Below are 21,085 nucleotides of genomic sequence, written 5' to 3' on the forward strand. Positions count from 1 at the left end.
ATTTGGCAAACATGGGGTAAATCGCCGGAGCTGATGTGGAAAAAGTTGGAAGAACTGCGCTTTTGCAGATCTGATTCGCTGAGAACGCGTTTACCGGAGTGCTTCTTCAATCGCGTCGATCACCTCAGGGGAATCCGGCTCCACGGTTGGGGCGAAACGGGCCACCACGTCACCTTCCCGGTTGACCAGGAACTTCTCGAAATTCCACTTCACCAGCCCCGGAAGCAGGCCGGTCTTGAACTTGGTGAGCTCGGTGTACAGCAGGTGCTGGTTCCTTCCACGGACGTCGGCTTTGGCCGTCAGCGGGAAGGTGACACCAAAGTTCCGTTCGCAGAAGTCCGCGATTTCGCTGTCCGTTCCCGGCTCCTGCCCCGCGAACTGGTTGCACGGCACGCCCAGGACCTCGAACCCACGGTCCCGAAACTTGCCGTAGAGAGCTTCCAGGCCGGCGTATTGCCGGGTGAAACCGCAGTTGGAGGCCACGTTGACCACCAGCACCACTTTTCCTTTGAATTGCCCGAAATTGGTCCTGGTCCCGTCGTTGAGGATCAGCGGGATCGGATACAGGGGACGCGGGCGGCGCAGTTGCGAAAGATTGTTCATACCGTAGGTTCGTTGCCGAGCGCGCGGCGTACGGGTCCGCGATGAAGATTAAGGGGTTAACGATTCGGTCGGTGTGGGCGTCGGCGACGCAGACGTGGTCGTGGTCGGTGTGGGCGTCGGCGAGGCAGTCGCAGTCGTAGTGAGCGTTGGCGACGCAGTCGCAGTCGTGGTCGGTGTGGGCGTCGGCGACGCAGACGTGGTCGTAGTCGTAGTGGGCGTCGGCGACGCAGTCGCAGTCGTAGTCGTAGTGGGCGTCGGCGACGCAGTCGCAGTCGTAGTCGTAGTGGGCGTCGGCGACGCAGTCGCAGTCGTAATCGTGGTCGGCGACGCAGTCGCAGTCGTAGTCGGCGTCGGCGACGCAGTCGCAGTCGTAGTCGGCGTCGGCGACGCAGTCGCAGTCGTTGTGGGCGTCGGCGATCCGGCGCTGACTGAAGGATCGGCGGATGGTGGTGCCGCCGTCGTCAATTGCGCGTCAGGCGGCGGAAGCACCACCCCCGTCGCCTCGGACGGCGAAGACGCCGCGGACGGCTCCGGGACAGGAGGAAAGGGCGACGCCTGGAGCCCGGCCGCGGGGAATCCACTGTCAATCTGGAGCGGAATGGTCCAGCTGATCCATGCCCCGGAGAACTGGCCGGAGGCGTAGGAAACCATCTCGCCCGGTATCGCCTGGTTCGGCTTGCGGAGCGGGAGGAACGTCCATCGCAAGGGGTTGGTGTAGCGGCCGTTCATGATGGCTTCGAAGTGCAGGTGGCATCCGGTGGACCAGCCGGTCGTCCCCACCCGCGCCAGAGCTTGCCCTGCCTGGACTCTGTCCCCCGTGCGGACGGCAATGGATTCGAGATGGTTGTAGGTGGTAATGAGGCCGTCGCCGTGGTCGATCTCCACCCGGTTGCCGCCGCCCCAGGGATGCCAGCCGGCTGCCCGCACAGCCCCCGAGTCCGCAGCATACACCGGGGTGCCGCACGCTGCGGCATAGTCCTGGCCAAGGTGGAAGTCGCCCGCTGCCCCGCTGAGCGGGCTGACCCTGGGACCGAAGGGTGAACTGGGCGTCAGGACCTGCAGCGGAGCCATGAGGAACCCGGATAAGGGCCGGTCCGCACCTGTGGGGCCCACCGCCAGGGCGCCCGCGTCACCGTGCTCGGCGTTCCCAAGGGACGTCTGCAGTGACGTCCGCGGGAAAGCCAGCACGGCATGCGGGTCGGACTCAACGACAGAGGGAAGGGTGCCGGCACCAACCACGTCCGAGGCCGAAGGGGCTATCCCACCCTCCGGATGGCCGGCACCGGAACTTCCGGCGGGAGCCGCGGCCGGCGAGGCGCCGGGCCGGGCCTCGGACGCGGCCATCCATGCCTGGTCTGCCGAACTGGCGGAAAGATTCACGGCGCAGACGGAGGCAGCAAGGACACCGGCAGCAGCGACGGCACGGGTAACCGGTATTAAGGGTCGCTTGCCCGGTCTGCTGTCGCCGGGCACGGTTTTCTTGCCCAATACACTGACTCCACAATGTGGCCTGCCGCACGGTGTCTCGACGGTATTCCCCATGGGACCACAGGACCGCAGAGCTGGAAACCCCATCGCCGGACAATGGGGGCGTTAGGGGGATGCCCCTGTCACCAGCGGGAATACTGCTCCCGCCAAAATGGGCAACAATGTTCCATGCGCAATGTCTTCCGTACCTGGCGGGACGAGATCAAGAAGACCTTCTCGGGCAGGGCCGATGCCCCGCCCGACTGGACGGTGCGGCTGGCCGAAGGAGACGATCCCGGCTACCACCTGCCAGGCTCGGCGGTCTGGGCCGTGCACGGTTCCATGACGCCGATCGTCGGAGGCATCCGCACGCTGCTGATGCAGTCGCTCCACCCGGGCGCGCTGGCGGGGGTGCACGAGCACTCCAACTTCCGCGAAGATCCGCTGCGCAGGCTGGCCAACACCATCCGCTGGATCTTCACCGTGACCTACGGCTCGACGGCAGCGGCGCAGGAGGCAACGAGGCGCGTCCGGCTGCTGCATGAGCCTGTCCAAGGCAACTACAGGGACAACGACGGCGGCCTCCGCACCTACAGTGCCAACGATCCCGGGCTCGCGGGCTGGATCCACATCGCCTTCACGGACGGCTTCCTGTCGGCGCACAGGATCTGGGGTGGACCCATTCCCGGCGGCGCGGACGCCTACGTCCGCGAGTGGGCGCAGGCAGGTCAGCTGATGGGGGTGGCAAATCCGCCGGTCACGGAGGCGGAGATGCGCAGCCAGCTCGACGAGTGGTACCGGAGCGGAGAGCTGCGGGCAGACGACAGGGTCAGGGAAACTGTGGAGTTCATCCGTGACGCCCCGCTTCACCCCCTGCTCCGGCCCGGTTACCGGATCCTCTTTGCCGCCGCCGTGTACAGCCTGGAGCCCAGGTACCGGCAGATGCTGGGACTGTCCATTCCACGGCTGGGGCCGTTCCCCCTGCCGGTGAAGCTGGCCACAAAGGTGGTGCTCGGCGTCGTGCATCTCGCACTGGGCGGACTCCATCGGGGGATGGGACCCAGCGAAGCGGCCGCGCGGAAGCGCCTGAAACGGCTTGGAGTACCGGCTGCCGACTTTGCCTGACCTGAAAATCCCCCGGGACCTGGCAGCTCTGGCCTGAAAATGCAGGAAGCCGGCCCCGGGATTACCGGGACCGGCTTCCTGACCGGCGGAGAATGGGGGATTTGAACCCCCGAGGGCGTTAACCCAACACGCGTTCCAGGCGTGCGCCATAGGCCGCTAGGCGAATTCTCCAACTGCTTCTGAATCAAAAGCAGGTACAAGACTACCTGAACTTTTCCGCGTGGACCAATTGGCCCTTGCAGCGCACTTTTGCACGCCCGCCCCGGTGCCCGCCGCGCCTGCCGGGCCGGGTCGCCTTAATCGGAAAATGGACGCCCCCAACGCGCCCATTCCCTGTTGCACCGTTGAGCTGCCGGGTCCGGATCTTCACGCCAGGCCACGCAGCTCACAACCTTGAGATTGCCCCAATCGGTGTACAAGCCCAATGATCGTCGCTGAGGCAAAGATAAGCAATGAAAATCCGGGAGACACCCGGTTGCCCGAAGTCCGCCGCCGGACATTGGCCGGGCCGGCGGCAAGCGTAAAGGCCGATTCGAGTCGTGCCGGATGATCGGGTAAAGTATCTGACGGCCCCTCATGTGGCGTCATCCTGTTGAACTCCCCCAGGACCGGAAGGTAGCAAGGGTAGACGGGCTCTGGCGGGTGCATGGGGGGTCTTTACTATTCCCCCACAGGGCGGCATGATGTCAGCCCGGATTGGTAGGGTTTTCTCTGTGACAGTTACTACCGCCCTGTACCGCAGATACCGTCCCGACTCGTTCGCTGACGTTATCGGACAGGAGCATGTCACCGAGCCGCTGATGACGGCCCTGCGGAAAAACCGCGTGAACCATGCCTACCTTTTTTCCGGCCCCAGGGGCTGCGGCAAGACCACGTCCGCCCGCATCCTGGCCCGCTGCCTCAACTGCGCCCAGGGGCCCACGGACACCCCCTGCGGAACCTGCCCAAGCTGCGTGGAGCTGGCACGCGGCGGGTCCGGCTCACTGGACGTCATTGAGATCGACGCTGCCAGCCACGGTGGCGTGGATGACGCCCGGGACCTGCGCGAGCGGGCCACCTTCGCGCCCGTGCGGGACCGCTACAAGATCTTCATCATCGACGAGGCCCACATGGTCACCTCCGCGGGGTTCAACGCCCTGCTGAAAATCGTGGAGGAACCGCCGGAACACATCAAGTTCATCTTCGCCACCACGGAGCCGGACAAGGTCATCGGAACCATCCGGTCACGGACGCACCATTACCCGTTCCGCCTGGTCCCGCCCGAGCCCCTGATGGCCTACCTGGAACTCCTGTGCCGCCAGGAGAACGTTCCCGTGGCTCCCGGCGTCCTTTCGCTGGTCATCCGGGCCGGCGGCGGGTCCGTCCGCGACTCGCTTTCCGTCCTGGACCAGCTCATGGCGGGGGCAGGACCCAACGGACTGGACTATGAGCTTGCAGTCGCGTTGCTGGGCTACACCCACGCATCGCTGCTGGACGACGTCGTGGAGGCGATTGCCGCGTCCGACGCCGCCACGGTCTTCCGTGCCGTGGACCGGGTCATCCAGACCGGCCACGATCCCCGTCGCTTTGTTGAGGACCTGCTGGAGCGGTTCCGGGACCTGATCATTGTCCAGGCCATGCCCGAGAGCGCCCACGCCATCCTGCGGGGCATGCCGGCGGACCAGATTGCCCGCCTCCAGAACCAGGCCCACAATCTTGGCGCCGCTGAACTGTCCCGTGCCGCGGACGTCACCAACACCGCCCTCACGGAGATGACCGGTGCCACGTCGCCCCGGCTGCACCTGGAACTGCTGTGCGCCCGGATCCTGCTGCCCAGCTCAGAGCAGAATGAGCGCGGCATCGCCGCACGCATCGACCGGGTGGAGCGGCGGCTGAACTACGCAGGAAACGACGTCGGTGCTCCCGCGGCGGCCGTGCCCGCGGCACCTGTCCCGGCAGCAGCCCCCGCGGCACCTGTCCCGGCAGCGGCTCCTGCCGCAGCCTCCCCCATCTCCCCGGCTGGATCCCGTCCTGGCTCCGAGGAGGGCCATCCTGCTCCGCGTCCCGAACAGGGCACCCCTGCGCAGCCTCCGGTTTCCGATAGCCCGGCCGGGCACCAGCCGGCGGCCCAGGCACCGGCTGCCCAGTCCGCTACCGTCCATGCTCCTTCCGAGGCTGCCGCCGGCCAGGACGTTGCCCCGGTTGCTGCCGGTCCCCGGAGTCCGCTCACTCCGCCCCGGGTAAGCACCAACGACTGGCCTGTGGAAGAACCGGGCCGCCAGCGCGCGCAGGGTGCTGCCGCAGCCAGCATCCCCGCAGCAACGCAACCCGATGCAGCATCCCAATCACCTGTTGGACCCCGCGCCGACGGCGCATCTCAGTCCAACGCAGCCGGCCAGCAAGCCTCAAGCCCGCAGGCACCAGCACCCCAGGCATCCGCACCCCAGGCATCCGCACCGCAGTCGCCTGGCCCGAGCCAGCAGCCACCTGCCGGCTCCAGTCCAGCCGCTCCCCCGGCCATGGGCGACGTCGAGGTCCTCCGGAGGGCGTGGCCCGATGTCCTCCAGGCCCTGACCAGGATCAAGCGCAGCACCTGGGCCCTTGTCGAGCCCAATGCACAGGTCAGCGCCTTCGATGGCACAGTGCTTACGCTGTCCTTCACCACCCAGGGACTTGCCGGAGCCTTTGGCCGGGCCGACCACTCGGACAACCTGCGCCAAGCCATCCACAAGACCGTTGGCATCGACTGCCAGATCCATGCGGTGGCCGGCGGCGCCAGCCAGGCGAGCTCTGAGCCAAACCCAAAAGCACCCGCCAGCCCGGTAGTCCAGGCCACTTCGGCTGACGTTGCATGGGGGCTTGCCCCCGCACCTGCCCAACCGGCTCAGGGACAGGCTGCCCCGGCCGGGGCAGCCGGGTCGGCCGAAAGCTCCGCCGTTGCCGGCGCCCCAGCCGGCCCTGGCACTGCCAATGCTGCAGCAAGCTCCGCCGTTGCCGGCAAGGCACCAGGTTCTCCACGCACCGGACATTCCGGCAGCTCCGCTGTTGCCGCCAGTCCGTCAGCCGCAGCTGCTGTAAGTGCTGCACCTGCACGACCAGTCGGCCAAGGCCTGGGAACCCCTGTCAACGCAGCCAGCGCGGACGCAGGGCAGTCCCCCTACCCGCCGGCCGGGGGCGACTACTCGTACTCGGATGACGACTGGGGCCCGCCGCGGGACGAGGACGCTCCCCCGCTGGACGAGGAACCTCCCATGGACTGGGAGCCCTCCGCCCGTCCAGGGAACCGTCCAGGGAACCGTCCAGGAGCTGCTTCCCCTGCTGTTTCCCCGTCTGCAACCGGCAGCAGCAACAACGGCACCAGCGGCCGGAATGGTGCTGCGCCCAGCCGGGAGACTGAAAGGAACGGCTCGAGCCCGGCAGCCTCTGCCCGGCCCGCCACACCGCCGGCGGGTGCCCCGCACGATCCTTGGTCCCGGGCCGTGGAACAGGCTCCCGGCGTGTGGGTGGTTGGCGACAAAAGCAACGTAGGCGCCAAGCCCGCGCCCGCGGCGACAGCTGACAACCTCGGAACACAGGCAACCGTTCCCCATTACGCTCCTGCCACGGCGCAGGTGCCGCAGCCCTCCATCCCCGTCGCCGCCGCGGCCCCTGCCCCGGTTGCGGGGGCAGGCTGGGAGCCTGGAACCGCCGCCAATTCCGGCAGCGGCCCGGCTGGCGGACGTTTCCAGGCTGCATCCCCCGAACGGTCTCCGGCGCCCGAATTCGCCATGGCCTCCGCCGCGCCTGCCGTAGCCCCACCCACGGCGGCTGCCGCGACCACGGCTGTCCCCGCCCGTCCCCAGCCAACGGCCGCTGCGCCGTCGGCGGTTCGGATGGAAACACGGCAAAGCCTTTACCAGCGGCTGTCCAACAGCCCGGAGGCCGAGGCAGGCCGGGCCCAGGCGCCCGCGAGGACCGTCGCCGAACCCAGCGCCTACATCCAGGACATCCCGAGCGCGGACGACGAGACGATTGAGGAATCGGGCGTGTTCGGCCGCGCGGCCGTGGAACGCATCCTCGGTGGAAAATTGATCGAAGAGCGGTCCCCGGACGGAAGCCCGATTCCGCCGCGCTATTAGGGCCTGTTGAACGCCTGACAAGCTGTCCCGGCGCTCAACCCGCCGTTTTGTTCCACCCGCCATCCACACCAAGCTAAAGAGGGAAAAGTGTACGAAGGTGCAGTCCAGGAGCTGATCGACGAGCTCGGACGCCTTCCGGGGGTGGGCCCCAAGTCCGCGCAGCGGCTGGCGTTCCACATCCTTGAAGCTGACCCGCAGGACATGAAGCGGTTGGTGGAGGCGATCACCACTGTCAAGGAAAGGGTCAAGTTCTGCACCGTCTGCGGCAACGTCACGGAGCAGGAGTTGTGCAACATCTGCCGCGATCCCCGCCGCGACCCCGCTGTCATTTGCGTCGTGGAAGAGTCCAAAGACGTCCTCGCCGTGGAACGGACCCGCTCGTTCCGTGGCCGGTACCATGTGCTGGGCGGCGCCATTAATCCGATCGCCGGGGTAGGCCCGGAACAGCTGCGGATCCGCGAACTCCTCACCCGGCTGAACGACGGCGAAATCCAGGAAGTCATCATCGCCACCGACCCGAACCTGGAGGGTGAGGCAACGGCCACGTATCTGGCCAGGATGCTGAAGACCATCGGCATCGCGGTCACCCGCCTGGCGTCCGGCCTGCCCGTGGGCGGCGACCTCGAATACGCGGACGAAGTGACCCTGGGCCGCGCCTTCGAAGGCCGCCGGAATGCCCTGGCCTGACGCCTTGTCTACGAACGGCGGCCGCTGGCAGCGCTGAATTTGTCCCATGGGAAACGATGGGGTCCGCGCCCAGGCGGCTGAGTCCGGCCCCAATAGCGGGCTGGGGCCGGTATGTGGTCACAATTCAGCGCGGGTCTGGACGCGGCGATAAACTGTCGGAGGAAAGTCGCGCCGCCCGGCGTCAGGCTGCCTGGCCTCCGAACTCCAATTGATCCAATGAAGGTACGCGCATGAGTACGCCCACTACCGAAGTGCACAACGCAACCCAGCCCCGGGTGGAACCCACCTCCGGCGCGGTGACCAAACAGCTCATCGTGCAGAAATTCGGCGGCTCCTCCGTTGCGGACGCTGACGGGATCAAGCGCGTCGCCAAGCGTGTGGTCGATGCCCAGGAAGCCGGCAACGAAGTTGTGGTTGTGGTCTCTGCGATGGGCGACACCACGGACGAACTCCTGGACCTCGCTGCCCAGGTGACCGATTCAGCCCCGGCCCGCGAGATGGATATGCTCCTCTCTGCCGGCGAGCGCATCTCCATGGCGCTGCTGGCCATGGCCATCAACAAGCTCGGCGCCTCCGCCCAGTCCTTTACCGGATCGCAGGCGGGCATGATCACCGACGGCATCCACGGCAAGGCCCGGATTATCGACGTCGACCCGCACCGTATCCGCACCGCGCTGGACAAGGGCAACATCGCCATCGTGGCAGGCTTCCAGGGCATGAGCCGGACCACCAACGAAATCACCACCCTGGGCCGCGGCGGTTCGGACACCACGGCGGTGGCGCTGGCGGCAGCCCTCGAAGCGGATGTCTGCGAGATCTACACAGACGTGGACGGCATCTTCACCGCGGATCCGAGGGTGGTCCCGTCGGCCCAGAAGATTGAGACCATCTCCAGCGAGGAAATGCTGGAACTGGCCGCTTCGGGCGCCAAGATCCTGCACCTGCGCTGCGTGGAATACGCCCGCCGGTTCGGCGTCCCGCTGCACGTCCGTTCCTCATTCAGCCAGCACGAAGGCACCTGGGTCATTCCCAGCGCCGACGACAAGATCACCACTCAAGAGGGAGTTGCCTTGGAGCAGCCAATCATCTCCGGCGTTGCGCATGACCGTTCCGAAGCAAAGGTCACCGTGGTCGGTGTCCCCGACATCCCCGGCAAGGCCGCTGCGATCTTCCAGGTCATCGCCGACGCCCACTCCAACATCGACATGATCGTCCAGAACGTGTCCACCCACGGCACGGGCAAGACCGACATCTCCTTCACGCTGCCCATCGTGGAAGGCGCCGACGCCCTGGCCGCCCTGCACGCGGCCCAGGACCAGATCGGCTTCGAAGCCATCGAATACAACGAGCAGATCGGCAAACTTTCCCTCATCGGTGCGGGGATGCGCTCCCACCCCGGCGTCTCCGCCACCTTCTTCAAGGCGCTGTCGGACGCCGGCATCAACATCAACATGATCTCCACCTCCGAGATTCGCATCTCCGTGGTGACCCACGCCGACCTGCTGGATGAGGCTGTGCGCGTGATCCACAAGGCGTTTGGGCTGGACACCGAAAGCGAAGCAACCGTTTACGGCGGCACCGGCCGCTAGGCGCAGAGAAATGCCGGGTTGCCTTTCCGCAGGAAGGGCAACCCGGCATTTTTGGTTCCGGGTGCGGCCTGGACAGTCAGCTTTCGCGTTCCAGGTCTTCGCGGCGCACTGCGTAGTGATGGCCGGTTGAATCGGTCTCGACCACGAAATGCGAAAGGTCTTCTTCGGAAGCCTGCTCGAATTCGTCGTGTTTGTGCACCACGGGCGTATCAGCATCCAGCCGGGTGGCGGGACCAAAGACGAAGCGTAGCCTCTCGGTCAGGCCCATGAAACTGCTGAGGACATGTGCCACTGTTTTCCACCCCCTTCCCGAATCCCCGGGCGAAAGCGCACTGGGCTCCGGCAGGAGCCAGTGCCCTCATTTTAAGCCCGGGGCAGGAAAAAGGCGCCGGTCCATTCGGGCGGCAAACGTGGAGAGGGTACGGCTAGCGCAGGGAGCGGTCTTCAGGGTTCCTCGGTACGACGTAGGTGCTGCCGTCGGGCCTGGTAATGGTCTCCCACTGCCGGGTCTCCGCCTGGCGCTGCGCCAACAGCCGGCGGTTTTCCTCGGACATGTCATGTCCCAGGGCGGTCCGGTTCGCGGGACCGAAAACGGCCCTGAGCTTCCCCGTTGCACGCATGAAGCGCTGGGAAGCGTTGCCCTTGTCCGCAGACCTGTCCCTGGCCATGAAGAGGTTCCTTCCACTCATTGCTACCACCACCAAATGTACACTAATGATTAGTGCACTAATAGTTGGAGGAAGCCATGCCCGCCACAGCGGCAACGGATGCAGCAGCAATGGAGACCAAAGGCAACCACCCCGGGGTGATGGACCGCGCGGGGGCGGATGCAGCCGAGGAGGAAGACCTGCTGCTTGAACACCAGCTCTGCTTCGCCCTCACGGTGGCTGCCCGAAGCGTTGTGGGCGCCTACAAGCCGGTGCTGGAGAAACTCAACCTCACGCATCCGCAATACCTGGTGATGCTCTGCCTGTGGGAACACAGCCCGCGCACCGTACGGAACATCAGCGAGGCCCTGGCCCAGGAGCCGGCCACTATTTCCCCGCTCCTGCGCAGGCTGGAAGCAGCGGAGCTGATCACACGGCGCCGCATGGACGGAAACGAGCGTGCACTCGCCGTCGAACTCACGCCCAAGGGTGCCGCCCTTCGGCAGCAGGCGCTGCAGGTGCCGGGGACCATGATGGAGCGGCTGGGGTTGACGCGGGAACAGGTCACGGACCTGCATGCGTCGATGATGGCGCTGATCGCTGCGACGTCCGCGTAGGCGCCAGCCGTGAACCCTGGGAGGCCGGAAGCGCGGCCATACCAAGCGCAACGGCTAGAATGACTGGACCAAGGAGAGGTGGCCTGATGCGTGATTTTCGGATGCTCGCAGCAGTCCTGGCCGTCAGCGCCGGGCTGGTATCAGGTTGCAGCGGCACTCCGGACAGCAGCACGTCCCCGGCAACGCCGGCGCCCTCCACGTCGGGCAGTCCCACAGCCCCGGCAGGCAGTCCACCCGCCGGTTCCGCCACTCCTTCGCCTGATACCGAAACCACCGTGGCCGCCCCGGCCCCGGCCACGTCGCGGCCCAGCGCCGGGCCGGGCCAGGGGAACGCTGAACTTGCCATCACCGTGGTGCCGTCCCAAGGCGCACCGGAACTCGACTTCACCCTGGTCTGTTCCGCCGGCACACCTGCAGCGGAAAGCAGCCACCCCAATGCCGTCGCCGCCTGCGCAGCGCTGAAAGCCAACCCTGGCATCGTGGCCCCGGCCGCACCGGGGAGCTCCCAGCCCTGCACCCAGCAGTACGGCGGCCCGCAGAAGGCAACTGTGACGGGCATGGTTGACGGTGTTGCCGTGGATTCAACCTTCGCACGTACCAATGGTTGCGAGATCAGCGCCTGGGATGCCGCCAAAGATGTGTTGGGCGCTGCCGGTGGAGCCTCTTAAGCTCCTCGCGGTGGACACTGCACTCACCCGGGAAGAAGCCCACGTGCAGCGCGTCAGCCGCTATGCCGATCCCTATCTGGCCCGCCGGTCGGCGGGGCAAAAACATCCTGTGGAGGATTTCCTCTTCACGTACTACACCCAAAAGCCCGGCCAGCTGAAGCGCTGGCACCCTGGTGCCGGGGCAGTCCTTACCGGCGGCCAGGCCGTCCAGCGGTCCGGCTGGAAGCATTACAGGACGCTCGACGACGGCGAGCTCGCCTCCCTTGGGCTGGCGGCGGGAAGCACTGCGGTCACCTTTGACCGGCGCGCCTTCCTGGCGGACCGCAAGGATGCGGTGGCCTTTGCCGGCGTCATCCTGCGGGGCACCGCGGCGAGGCCGGCACAGTTCGGCTGCTTTGGCCTGCACGAGTGGGCCATGGTGTACCGCCAGGACAAGTTCGACCTTCGCCATGAGTATCTTCAGCTGCGGCTGGGCGCGGAAGGCACCGACAAGGTGGTGGAGGAGAACAGGATCCGCTGCACCCACTTCGACGCCTTCCGGTTCTACACGCCCGATGCCATCCCGCTCAATGAGCATGCACCCAGCCGTGAAACCCAGCGCCACCTGGAACAGCCCGGCTGCCTGCACGCCAACATGGACCTCTACAAGTGGGCGTACAAGCTGCTGCCTGCCCTGCCGAGCGAGCTGGTGATGGACTGCTTTGAACTGTCCTGGCGGATCAGGACCATGGACATGCAGGCATCCCCGTACGACCTTGCCGCTTGGGGCTACCCTGCCATTCCCATTGAGACGCCACACGGGAAGGCGGCGTACGTCGAACACCAGCGTGCGTTTGCCGCCGAAGCCGGAGTCCTGCGGGAAAGGCTCGCCTCGGAACTCGAGGCCCTGTCTCGGGGGCACAGCGTTGATTGACCTGACCATCAGCCTCCGGGAGGCGCCCGGGGCGGCCGGACACGTATTCCGCCTGGTGGCCAGGGACAACCAGCCGGCCGCCGGCACCACTGTGCCGGATCCCGGGGCCGCCCTGACCGCAGTGGAGCGGTTCGGCGAGGAGATCTTTTTCCCCAAGCCCGGGCCGCCCAAACTGTGCACCCAGCAGTACGGCGGACCCCAGGTCGCCGTTGTCACTGGAACATTCCACGGGCGTCCCGTGCACGCAACCTTCACCCGCACCGATGGCTGCGAGATTGCGCGCTGGAAGGCCATGGCACCTTTACTGGGCGGAACTGCGGTCTAACCTCCCCGGCCGCGTTGCGGAACGGGATGGAGCCAGGGCAGGAACAGAAAAGGTCCCGGGCGGCCGTATCGACCACCCGGGACCTCCCCCCCAAGTTCTTCCGGTCAGGTTCCGGGAACCGCCTGCGCACGGTCAAGCTGCGGAGCACCGGCAGGAGCGGAGGCAGAGCCTGGTCCCACCTGCACGTTCACCCAGGTCCTGATGCCGTTGCTGCCCAGGCTCAGCCGCGAGAGGTAGGATCCCTCCGGGAGCCCGGTCCAGTTCAGGGTTGCCGAGGTGGCGGTTCCGTTCGGCGCCACGATCGGATTCGGGTCAACCGTGAGGTTGCCGGCATCCCCGGCGAAGCTCACCGCCTGCACGGACGCGGTGGCGGGCCCGTTGTCCGGAGTGGCATACAGGTTGGCCACCACATAATAGGTGCCTGCCCTTGGTGTTTCCAGGTCCAGGAATTCGCTCGCGGAAGCGGTGGCAACCTGGGTGGCCGTAAGGCCGCCCGCAGCGTTCGGCGCGTAGACCACCATGTCCCAGTCGACCTCGTTCGACTGCGCCTGGATGCCCAGCCGGGCAAACGAGGCCCCGGCAGGGATCTTCACCTGAAGCAGGGCATTGTGCGCGTCATTCGTCGGTGCGTACTCACCCGGGGTCTTGGTGATGGCGGTCTGGCTGAGCGGTGCCAGCCCCTCCACCCCCACGGCGATGGGGCTGTCCGAGCCGGACACGAGCTCCATGGTGCCGCTGCCGGTACCGGTGGCAGAGCTGAACGAGAACGACGGCGCGATCTGGGCGTCTACAGGCCGGATGGCGATGGGCGACGTCACGGTCCGCGGGCCCGTCCACCTGATGCTTCCTGCGCTGAACTTGCCCACCGGTGCGCTGACGTTCCGGATGGTCACTGTCACTTCACGGGTCTGGCCTGCCTTCGAGAAGTTCAGCGCCTTGGGTTCGACGTTGACGCTGAAGCCCGCCATGTCCACCTCCGGCCGGTACATGCCCGGCACCAGTGCAGTCAACTTCCGCTTCACCTGGACTTCCCCCACGAGGCTGCCCAGGGCGATGGAGGGCAGGTTGAGATCGCGGGCAGCAATGGTTCCTGCCTGCGGCGTACCGGTTTCCACGCCCTGGCCGTTCAGGAAGGCGAGCCAGTCCTGGATGCCGGAGTCGTAAACCAGTCCAGGGTCGGTGACGCGGGTGGAGTCGATGTGGCCCGCGCCGCCCTGGAAGGGGTCGGTGTTGGGTGAACCGTCGGCGTTGACCAGCGGGTAGGCGGTGGTCATCATGGCGGACTTCACCATTGCGGGGCTCCACTTGGGCTGCTTGCCCAGGACCAGGGCGCCGAAACCGGCGATGTGCGGGGCAGCCATCGAGGTCCCGGACATGAATCCGAACTGGTCACCGTCGTTGCCGATCGTGGAGACACCGGCCAGGACGTTGACGCCCGGGGCGGAAATATCCGGCTTCAGCAGGTCCCCGCCGGACGCGAGGGTGGGGCCGCGGGACGAGAAGCCTGCGACCTGGGGGGCCGCAGCGGGGGGCAGCCCGGTCAGGTCGCCCTTGACCAGGCTGACCGTCAGCGCCGGATTCGCTTCCAGCTTCGACTTCAGCTCCAGGCTCTTGGGGGCATTGACATGGACCGTGGGGAGGACATGGTTGTCCGCGTCCTCCGAGCTGCTGGTGAGGTTCACCAGGATCATGCCCACACCGCCCTTGTCCAGGACTTCCTGGCTCTTGGCAGTGCGGTCCACCACGCCGCGGTCACAGACAACTACCTTGCCCGCCACCTTGGTGGCGTCAAGGGATCCGGGCCCGCAAAGATTGGCGTTTGCGGCCCCGGGGGCCGCGGCCGCCGCAGCCAGGACGGCCGGCTTGTCCGCGACCTCGGACTTCATGATGGACGCGCCGCGGTAGAGCGAACCGTCCGAGACCTTGACGGTCCCCACCAGATCACTGGGGAAGGTCGAGGCAGCAACCGTGGTGAGCCACGGGGATGCGTGGTTCACGGTGGAGGCCGCAGGGCCGGAGTTGCCGGCCGATGCCGAAACAAAAATGCCCGCGGCAGCGGCATTGAGGAATGCAAGCGCCACGGGGTCGGTGGTGCTGTTGTTGTTGCCCGAAATGGAGTAGTTCAGGACGTCGACCCCGTCCTTGATGGCGGCATCCACGGCTTCCACCGATGCGGAGGAGTAGCACCCTCCGGTGTCCGGGTTGGTGTCCTCCCAGCAGACCTTGTAGACGGAGACTTTGGCCGCGGGAGCCACACCCGAGCTCTTTCCGAAGCTGGTTCCGTCGATCACCTGCTCGACATTCGCATTGCCGGCTGCCGTGGTGGCAGTGTGCGTACCGTGGCTGCCGACGTCCACGGGGGAAATCAGTTCTTCCGGCGCCCGGTTTCCCGGGGCCACGTACTGGAGGAAGGAATCGGCGAAATAGCGGGCGCCGATGACCTTGGAGTTGCACAGGGAACCGTCAAAGGCGGCCCCGGATCCCTCGCCCTTTTGGCATTCGCCTTCGAAGGTGGTGCCGTCCGCCTTGAGCATGGCGATCTTGCCGTCGCCGGTGCGGTAGGGGACGCCGACCTGCGGGTTTCCCTGCAGCGGTTTCACCGGTTCGCCCTGCAGGAAGGGATTGTCCGGCGCGTAGCCGGAGTCGATGACCCCCACCACGACGCCCTTGCCGGCGTTGGCTTCTCCGCCGAACTGCCTGGCCCATGCACCCTCGGGCCCGGTGAGCTTGAGGAAGTCGGTGGTGGTGTAGTCAGGTCTGTTTTCGACGTCGGGCGCCACCACCACGACGCGGCTGTCCTTGGACAGGGCTGCCGCCTGCCCGGCGGTCAGCTCGGCGGTGAACCCGTTGAGAGCCGCCGTGTACTGCTTGGCCGGGCTGACGCCCTGGGCAGCGGCAACGTCCCGCTGCTGCTTTCGGAGGTGCGCGTCGTAGGCCTGGTAGTTGGGGCTGCCGGCGTCCAGCTTCCTTCCCTGCTGCGGCTTTGTAGCACCCAGGCCGGCAGTTCCCCCTTCATACGCCGCGGCAGCCGGCCCGGCAAGCACCACGATGTACCTGCCGTCCTTGAACTGACTGTCCGTGGCAGCGGAGGAGGGATTCTCCCGACCCTGGCCACCGGGCGCGGCCGAGGCGGGCCCGACTGCCAGCGAGCTGAGGAGAAGGGGCAACCCGACGGCCAGTGCGGCCGCTTTCCGGAGTCCCCCAGCCCCCGTGGGGCTCTTTCCAGTTGATTTCACGCGCAACCCTTTCACGATGTGCCGCCCAGCCTTGGTGGGCGCCGAACGACTGGATCCGCAGAGAAAATTACAGGTTTTGTAATTTGCTGAGACCAGACTGTTCAAAGAGTACAGACTGATAGCGCGTTATGACATAGGGCACATTCCGGAAATTTTCGCTTGTCACACGGTGCGCCGATAGCCCTCCTGCTGCACAAAAAAGGGCATCCCGAAGGATGCCCTGCCAAGGACGGATGAAGAGGTGGCGCCCTACTGCCGCGGGGTGCGGACCACGTCACTGATCCATTGCCGCGTCTTCTCATCGACCGGCCCGGCCAGCCGGGTTTGGCGGGCGACGCGGTCGGCCTTTATCTTCTGGAACACCATCCTGCCGAGGCCCGCGAATACCGCCGCGGCGACCATGGGCAACAGCACGGACTTCGAATTCTCAGCCATCCAGCAATCCTAGTGAAGGCCTTCCGGCAACTCCAGAACCACGCCTGCAGGAGGCCTGCGCGGAAATCTCCAGCCGCTCTGCGCCGGTCCGGATTCACCGAATACAGAGGGGCGCGCCCGGGCCGGTAGAATGATAGGGCAAGCTCGCGGAGCGCCCGACCTCATGGTGAACCAACGCAGGTGACCCCAGTCCCCCAAACCCCGGTACGGCGTGAGACGGCACCACTCCGCTGCGCCCTTACCCAAGCTCACGCACAGGAGTTACCGGATGCCCCGGATCGTTGTTGACGTCATGCCCAAGCCCGAGATTCTGGACCCGCAGGGGAAGGCAATCGTTGGCGCTCTCCCCCGGCTGGGCTTCACCAGCTTCAGCTCTGTCCGCCAGGGCAAGCGTTTCGAACTGACGGTCGACGGCGAGGTGACGGAGGACATCCTGGCCCAGGCCCGCGACGCCGCCGAGACCCTCCTGTCCAACCCGGTGATCGAAGACGTCGTCAACGTCGAGGTCGTCGAGGCCTGAGATGAGTGAACTTCCCCTGATCGGCGAGGCCGTCGCCGTCGCGGCGGAGCCGCGCCTCGCTGGCGCCCGAATCGGCGTCGTGACCTTCCCCGGCACCCTGGATGACCGCGACGCCGCCCGTGCCGTGCGCCTGGCCGGTGCCACCGCCGTCGAACTCTGGCATGGCGACGCCGAACTCGGTGACGTCGACGCCGTCATCATCCCCGGTGGATTCTCCTACGGTGACTACCTGCGCGCCGGCGCCATCGCCCGTTTCGCCCCGCTGATGTCCAAAATCATCGACGCCGCGAACTCCGATGCCAAGCTGCCCGTCCTGGGCATCTGCAACGGCTTCCAGATCCTCACCGAGTCGCACCTGCTGCCCGGTTCGATGATCAAGAACGACCACCTGAAGTTCCTCTGCCGCGACCAGGTGCTGCGCGTCGAGAACAGCAACACGGCGTGGACCCTGGACTACGAGGCGGGCCAGGAGATCACCATCCCGTTGAAGAACCAGGACGGCCAGTACATCGCGGACGAAAACACCCTGGATGCCCTTGAGGCCGAGGGCCGCGTGGTCTTCCGGTACGTCGGCTTCAACCCGAACGGTTCGCGCCGCGACATCGCCGGCATCTCCAACGCCGCCGGCAACGTGGTGGGCCTCATGCCCCACCCCGAGCACGCCGTTGAGCCTGGCTTTGGCCCCGAGTCACTGGACGGCATCGGCGGGTCCGACACCGACGGACTCGGATTCTTCACCTCCGTACTGAACAAGATTGTGGGAGGCGACAAGTGACCACCGAAACCACCAAGAAGTTCAACATCGACACCGTCGAGAACGCCGCGAAGACCCCGGACACCGAGCTGCCCTGGGCCGAGCTGGGCCTGAAGCGGAACGAGTTCGACGAGATCGTCAAGGTCCTGGGCCGCCGCCCCACCGGCGCCGAGCTGGCCATGTACTCCGTCATGTGGAGCGAGCACTGCTCCTACAAGTCCTCCAAGAACCACCTGCGCCAGTTCGGCCAGAAGGTCACCGAGGAAATGAAGAAGGACATGCTGGTGGGCATCGGCGAAAACGCCGGCGTGACCAACCTGGGGGACGGCTGGGCCGTGACCTTCAAGATCGAATCGCACAACTCGCCGTCGTTCGTTGAGCCCTACCAGGGTGCCGCAACGGGCATCGGCGGCATCGTCCGCGACATCATCTCGATGGGCGCCCGCCCGGTGGCCGTCATGGATCCGCTGCGTTTCGGCGCGATCGACCACCCGGACACCGCGCGCGTCATGCACGGTGCAGTGGCCGGCATCGGCGGCTACGGCAACTCGCTGGGCCTGCCCAACATCGGTGGAGAGATGGTCTTCGACTCCGTCTACCAGGGCAACCCGCTGGTCAACGCCCTCGCCGTGGGCGTCATGCGGCACGAGGACATCCGCCTGGCCAACGCCTCCGGCAAGGGCAACAAGGTGGTCCTGTTCGGTGCGCGCACCGGCGGTGACGGCATCGGCGGCGCGTCGGTGCTGGCCTCCGAGTCCTTCGACGACACCAAGCCGTCCAAGCGCCCCGCCGTGCAGGTGGGCGACCCCTTCGCCGAGAAGGTCCTCATCGAATGCTGCCTGGAGCTCTTCAAGGGCTCCCTGGTGGAAGGCATCCAGGACCTCGGCGCGGCCGGCATCTCCTGCGCCACATCCGAGCTGGCCTCCAACGGTGACGGCGGCATGCAGGTTGAGCTGACCTCCGTGCTGCTGCGCGACCCCACGCTGACCCCGGGCGAGATCCTCATGTCCGAGTCCCAGGAACGCATGATGGCCGTCGTCACGCCGGAGAACGTGGAAGCGTTCGAGGCCGTGATGGACAAGTGGGCCGTGGAGTACTCCTGGCTGGGCGAGGTGACCGATACCGGCCGCCTCATCATCACCTGGGAAGGCGAGGTAATCGTCGACGTCGATCCCCGCACCGTAGCCCACGACGGCCCGGTCTACGACCGCCCGTACGCCCGCCCCGAGTGGCAGGATGCCGTCCAGGCCGACACCTTCACCGGCTCCGTGCAGGACGCCGGCCGCCCGGCCGCTCCCGCCGAGCTGGCGAAGGCCGTGACCGAGCTGGTGGCGTCGCCGAACATGTGCTCCAAGTCCTGGATCACCAACCAGTACGACCGCTACGTCGGCGGCAACACCTCCATGGCGTTCCCGGACGACGCCGGCGTGGTCCGGGTGGACGAGGAAACAGGCCTCGGCGTTGCCCTGGCCACCGACGCCAACGGCCGCTACACCTACCTCGACCCCTACCACGGCGCGCAGCTGGCACTGGCTGAGGCCTACCGCAACGTGGCCACCGCGGGCGCCATCCCCATGGCCGTCAGCGACTGCCTGAACTTCGGCTCCCCCGAGGACCCGGACGTCATGTGGCAGCTGGCCGAGGCCATCCGTGGCCTCTCGGACGCCTGCATGGTGCTGGGCATCCCGGTTACCGGCGGCAACGTCTCGCTGTACAACCAGACGGGCACCACGCCCATCCACCCCTCCCCCGTGGTGGCAGTGCTGGGCAAGCTCGACGACGTCGCGCGCCGGACGCCGTCGGGCTGGCGCGAGGATGGCCAGGCCATCTACCTGCTGGGTACCACGGGTGCCGAGCTGGACGGTTCCGAGTGGGCCAACATGCGCGGCCACCTGGGTGGCCAGCCGCCGAAGGTGGACCTCGAGGCAGAACGTGCCCTGGGCGAGATCCTGATCAATGCGTCCCGTGACGGCATGATCGACTCTGCGCATGACCTTTCCGAGGGCGGCCTGGCGGCTGCCTTGGTGGAGTCGTCCCTGCGCTACGGCGTGGGTGCCCGGATCGCACTGCAGGACGTCATGGACCGGGACGGCGTGGACCTGTTCACAGCGCTCTTCTCCGAGTCCCAGGGACGTGCCGTGGTGGGCGTTCCCCGCTCCGAGGAAGTCCGCTTCACGGATATGTGCACCGCCCGCGGCTTCGCGCACACCCGCATCGGCGTGGTGGACGCGGCCAGCGGCAAGCTGGAGATCAACGGCGTGGAGGGCCTGTCCCTGGACGCCCTCCGCGAAGCCCACGAGGGGACCCTCCCGAAGTACTTCGGCTGATTCTCCCCACAGCCTCCCTATCGACTGCTGCGTACTTGTCGTTTTGAACCGTCAGAACGACAAGTACGCAGCAGTCGTTTTTAAGAACCCCTTCGCCAGCCGGCCTGGCCAAGGCAACAAGCACTTTGGCGGCGGCAGGCTTCGCGTCGTTGACCATGTGCCGCTTGGAGATCCTGACCTCAGTCCACCCCAACGCGGCGTACCGTTCGGATCGTGTGATGTCCCTGGCGATCTGACTGTCCTCGCCGTGGTGGCCGCCCTCGTACTCGATTCCGATCTTGTATTTGCGGTAGGACAGGTCCGGCTCATGATGCCTTGCGCCATCCTCAGTAATGATCGGCACATTCAGCTCCGGTTCGGGCAGGCCCGCGCGGACAATCGCCAGCCGGAGCAGGGTTTCCTGCGGTGAATCAGCTCCGACCCGAATGAGTGCCAGGGCCTCCTTCGCCTTCCGGAGCCCCCGTTTTCCCCGGTGCCTGTCGATCGTCCGCTGCAGGTCCCTTGTGCTGCACAGCGGCATGTCCCGGCCCTCAAAATCCGGCCTGGGCACGCGGACGCATGCATCCCCCATCACCACGAGCTCGTCGACGGACAGCAGCCCGGCCATGTCCAGCCAGGTCCGCGCCGGCGTTGTGACCGGAAGCCCGTCCATTGCCGTGACTTCATCCCCGTACAGCTTCATGCGGTGCACGATGACGTGGGGCCGGTCCAGGTAGGCTGCGCCCTCGGGGCGTATGAGGTGGTAGACGTCGGAGACCTCGTCCCGCCGCCGCTGCGGCAGTGAATGAAGCTCCGCGGCCGTAACGTGAGAGGCAGCACAAAGCTCGTTGACCTCGATGAAAGGCCGGACGCGCGCGCCCAACGCAAGCTCCGCCGTCGGGCCCTCCATCCTGATACCCCTGCCACGGTATGTCAGCGATCCGTGCCGCCAGCGGCGTGGGGAGACTCCGGCAACCGAAGCGTCACTAAGAGTGAAGGGGCGTCCCCGGAGTTCCTCCGGCAGCGGCTGTGGAGTCTTCATCGATCCATGACAGCAGAATCCCGGCAACACCCGCAGAAGTTATCCACACCCTCA

18 protein-coding genes, 1 tRNA gene, 1 other RNA gene and 1 pseudogene are annotated in these 21,085 nt (G+C 66.5%); 13 read left to right on the forward strand and 8 right to left on the reverse strand.

Features of this window, described 5'->3' with window-relative positions; translation table 11 throughout:
- Nucleotides 1-90: 90 nt before the first annotated feature.
- Nucleotides 91-603 carry a glutathione peroxidase gene (locus PUN71_RS12990; RefSeq protein ID WP_277798759.1) on the reverse strand — a complete coding sequence of 171 codons (513 nt, stop codon included), beginning with the start codon at nt 601-603 and terminating at the stop codon, nt 91-93.
- 73 nt (nt 604-676) lie between these two features.
- On the opposite strand from PUN71_RS12990, the gene PUN71_RS12995 reads away from it, so the two are divergent.
- Nucleotides 677-1,246 (forward strand): hypothetical protein, encoded by a 570-nt coding sequence (locus PUN71_RS12995; protein WP_277798816.1) that lies wholly within the window; start codon nt 677-679, stop codon nt 1,244-1,246.
- A gap of 74 nt (nt 1,247-1,320) precedes the next feature.
- Here PUN71_RS12995 and PUN71_RS23090 read toward each other — a convergent pair.
- Nucleotides 1,321-2,178 (reverse strand): annotated as a pseudogene (locus PUN71_RS23090) (M23 family metallopeptidase); the annotation flags it as partial.
- Nucleotides 2,179-2,259: 81 nt separating this feature from the next.
- Between PUN71_RS23090 and PUN71_RS13005 the strand changes: the two are divergent.
- Nucleotides 2,260-3,195 carry an oxygenase MpaB family protein gene (locus PUN71_RS13005; RefSeq protein ID WP_277798760.1) on the forward strand — a complete coding sequence of 312 codons (936 nt, stop codon included), beginning with the start codon at nt 2,260-2,262 and terminating at the stop codon, nt 3,193-3,195.
- An 86-nt stretch (nt 3,196-3,281) separates the two neighbouring features.
- Here the strand turns inward: PUN71_RS13005 and PUN71_RS13010 are convergent.
- Nucleotides 3,282-3,366: transfer RNA gene (locus tag PUN71_RS13010), tRNA-Ser, on the reverse strand.
- A 394-nt stretch (nt 3,367-3,760) separates the two neighbouring features.
- On the opposite strand from PUN71_RS13010, the gene ffs reads away from it, so the two are divergent.
- The 4 genes from ffs (at nt 3,761) to PUN71_RS13030 (ending at nt 9,568) form a co-directional block, all read left to right on the forward strand.
- An RNA gene (ffs, locus tag PUN71_RS13015) (signal recognition particle sRNA small type) lies at nt 3,761-3,857 on the forward strand.
- Nucleotides 3,858-3,878: 21 nt separating this feature from the next.
- Nucleotides 3,879-7,292, forward strand: a complete 3,414-nt coding sequence (locus PUN71_RS13020) for a DNA polymerase III subunit gamma and tau (protein WP_502860648.1) — start codon at nt 3,879-3,881, stop codon at nt 7,290-7,292.
- 87 nt (nt 7,293-7,379) lie between these two features.
- Entirely contained in the window at nt 7,380-7,979 is a 600-nt protein-coding gene (recR, locus tag PUN71_RS13025; protein ID WP_043448920.1) for a recombination mediator RecR, read from the forward strand.
- 230 nt (nt 7,980-8,209) lie between these two features.
- Nucleotides 8,210-9,568 carry an aspartate kinase gene (locus tag PUN71_RS13030; RefSeq protein ID WP_043448918.1) on the forward strand — a complete coding sequence of 453 codons (1,359 nt, stop codon included), beginning with the start codon at nt 8,210-8,212 and terminating at the stop codon, nt 9,566-9,568.
- Nucleotides 9,569-9,644: 76 nt separating this feature from the next.
- Here the strand turns inward: PUN71_RS13030 and PUN71_RS13035 are convergent, their stop codons facing one another.
- Both PUN71_RS13035 and PUN71_RS13040 read right to left on the reverse strand, forming a co-directional pair.
- Nucleotides 9,645-9,860, reverse strand: coding sequence for a hypothetical protein (locus PUN71_RS13035; protein WP_043448916.1), 216 nt, complete (start codon nt 9,858-9,860; stop codon nt 9,645-9,647).
- A 133-nt stretch (nt 9,861-9,993) separates the two neighbouring features.
- Nucleotides 9,994-10,236 carry a hypothetical protein gene (locus tag PUN71_RS13040; protein WP_043448913.1) on the reverse strand — a complete coding sequence of 81 codons (243 nt, stop codon included), beginning with the start codon at nt 10,234-10,236 and terminating at the stop codon, nt 9,994-9,996.
- 140 nt (nt 10,237-10,376) lie between these two features.
- On the opposite strand from PUN71_RS13040, the gene PUN71_RS13045 reads away from it, so the two are divergent.
- The 4 genes from PUN71_RS13045 (at nt 10,377) to PUN71_RS13060 (ending at nt 12,738) form a co-directional block, all read left to right on the forward strand.
- A complete protein-coding gene (locus tag PUN71_RS13045) occupies nt 10,377-10,832 on the forward strand; it encodes a MarR family winged helix-turn-helix transcriptional regulator (RefSeq protein WP_277798812.1) in 456 nt (151 codons plus the stop codon).
- Nucleotides 10,833-10,918: 86 nt separating this feature from the next.
- Complete coding sequence (locus tag PUN71_RS13050) at nt 10,919-11,500, forward strand: SSI family serine proteinase inhibitor (protein WP_277798762.1); 582 nt, start codon at nt 10,919-10,921, stop codon at nt 11,498-11,500.
- Complete coding sequence (locus tag PUN71_RS13055; protein ID WP_277798763.1) at nt 11,469-12,413, forward strand: 3-methyladenine DNA glycosylase; 945 nt, start codon at nt 11,469-11,471, stop codon at nt 12,411-12,413. The genes PUN71_RS13050 and PUN71_RS13055 overlap by 32 nt, the downstream gene beginning before the upstream one ends.
- Complete coding sequence (locus PUN71_RS13060) at nt 12,406-12,738, forward strand: serine protease inhibitor (protein ID WP_277798764.1); 333 nt, start codon at nt 12,406-12,408, stop codon at nt 12,736-12,738. Before PUN71_RS13055 ends, PUN71_RS13060 begins: the two co-directional genes overlap by 8 nt.
- A 104-nt stretch (nt 12,739-12,842) precedes the next feature.
- Here the strand turns inward: PUN71_RS13060 and PUN71_RS13065 are convergent, their stop codons facing one another.
- Nucleotides 12,843-15,974: a S8 family serine peptidase gene (locus tag PUN71_RS13065; RefSeq protein WP_277798765.1), complete on the reverse strand. Its 3,132-nt coding sequence runs from the start codon at nt 15,972-15,974 to the stop codon at nt 12,843-12,845.
- A 249-nt stretch (nt 15,975-16,223) separates the two neighbouring features.
- A complete protein-coding gene (locus PUN71_RS13070) occupies nt 16,224-16,409 on the reverse strand; it encodes a hypothetical protein (protein ID WP_043448904.1) in 186 nt (61 codons plus the stop codon).
- Between the two features lie 268 nt (nt 16,410-16,677).
- On the opposite strand from PUN71_RS13070, the gene purS reads away from it, so the two are divergent.
- The 3 genes from purS to purL are packed head-to-tail and all read left to right on the forward strand — an operon-like array spanning nt 16,678 to nt 20,010.
- The gene (gene purS, locus PUN71_RS13075) at nt 16,678-16,929 is read left to right on the forward strand and encodes a phosphoribosylformylglycinamidine synthase subunit PurS (protein WP_003798434.1); all 252 of its coding nucleotides are present in this window, start codon (nt 16,678-16,680) and stop codon (nt 16,927-16,929) included.
- A gap of 1 nt (nt 16,930) precedes the next feature.
- A complete protein-coding gene (gene purQ / locus PUN71_RS13080; protein ID WP_277798766.1) occupies nt 16,931-17,704 on the forward strand; it encodes a phosphoribosylformylglycinamidine synthase subunit PurQ in 774 nt (257 codons plus the stop codon).
- Nucleotides 17,701-20,010, forward strand: a complete 2,310-nt coding sequence (gene purL, locus PUN71_RS13085) for a phosphoribosylformylglycinamidine synthase subunit PurL (protein ID WP_043448899.1) — start codon at nt 17,701-17,703, stop codon at nt 20,008-20,010. The genes purQ and purL overlap by 4 nt, the downstream gene beginning before the upstream one ends.
- Here the strand turns inward: purL and PUN71_RS13090 are convergent.
- On the reverse strand, nt 19,934-21,031 hold the full coding sequence (locus PUN71_RS13090; protein WP_277798767.1) for a type IV toxin-antitoxin system AbiEi family antitoxin: 1,098 nt from the start codon (nt 21,029-21,031) through the stop codon (nt 19,934-19,936). The two genes, purL and PUN71_RS13090, sit on opposite strands and share 77 nt — an antisense overlap.
- Nucleotides 21,032-21,085: the final 54 nt, after the last annotated feature.

The organism is Arthrobacter sp. NQ7 (assembly GCF_029581595.2).
Taxonomy (GTDB): Bacteria; Actinomycetota; Actinomycetes; order Actinomycetales; family Micrococcaceae; genus Arthrobacter; species Arthrobacter phenanthrenivorans_B.

Bases quoted from the DNA above. Each gene is read 5' to 3' on its own strand.
- PUN71_RS13090 (WP_277798767.1), bottom strand. From the start codon at position 21,031: ATGAAGACTCCACAGCCGCTGCCGGAGGAACTCCGGGGACGCCCCTTC.
- PUN71_RS13055 (WP_277798763.1), top strand. From the start codon at position 11,469: ATGTGTTGGGCGCTGCCGGTGGAGCCTCTTAAGCTCCTCGCGGTGGAC.
- PUN71_RS13020 (WP_502860648.1), top strand. From the start codon at position 3,879: ATGTCAGCCCGGATTGGTAGGGTTTTCTCTGTGACAGTTACTACCGCC.
- PUN71_RS13005 (WP_277798760.1), top strand. From the start codon at position 2,260: ATGCGCAATGTCTTCCGTACCTGGCGGGACGAGATCAAGAAGACCTTC.
- PUN71_RS13050 (WP_277798762.1), top strand. From the start codon at position 10,919: ATGCGTGATTTTCGGATGCTCGCAGCAGTCCTGGCCGTCAGCGCCGGG.
- PUN71_RS13030 (WP_043448918.1), top strand. From the start codon at position 8,210: ATGAGTACGCCCACTACCGAAGTGCACAACGCAACCCAGCCCCGGGTG.
- purQ (WP_277798766.1), top strand. From the start codon at position 16,931: ATGAGTGAACTTCCCCTGATCGGCGAGGCCGTCGCCGTCGCGGCGGAG.
- PUN71_RS13070 (WP_043448904.1), bottom strand. From the start codon at position 16,409: ATGGCTGAGAATTCGAAGTCCGTGCTGTTGCCCATGGTCGCCGCGGCG.
- PUN71_RS13045 (WP_277798812.1), top strand. From the start codon at position 10,377: ATGGACCGCGCGGGGGCGGATGCAGCCGAGGAGGAAGACCTGCTGCTT.
- PUN71_RS12990 (WP_277798759.1), bottom strand. From the start codon at position 603: ATGAACAATCTTTCGCAACTGCGCCGCCCGCGTCCCCTGTATCCGATC.
- PUN71_RS13040 (WP_043448913.1), bottom strand. From the start codon at position 10,236: ATGGCCAGGGACAGGTCTGCGGACAAGGGCAACGCTTCCCAGCGCTTC.
- purS (WP_003798434.1), top strand. From the start codon at position 16,678: ATGCCCCGGATCGTTGTTGACGTCATGCCCAAGCCCGAGATTCTGGAC.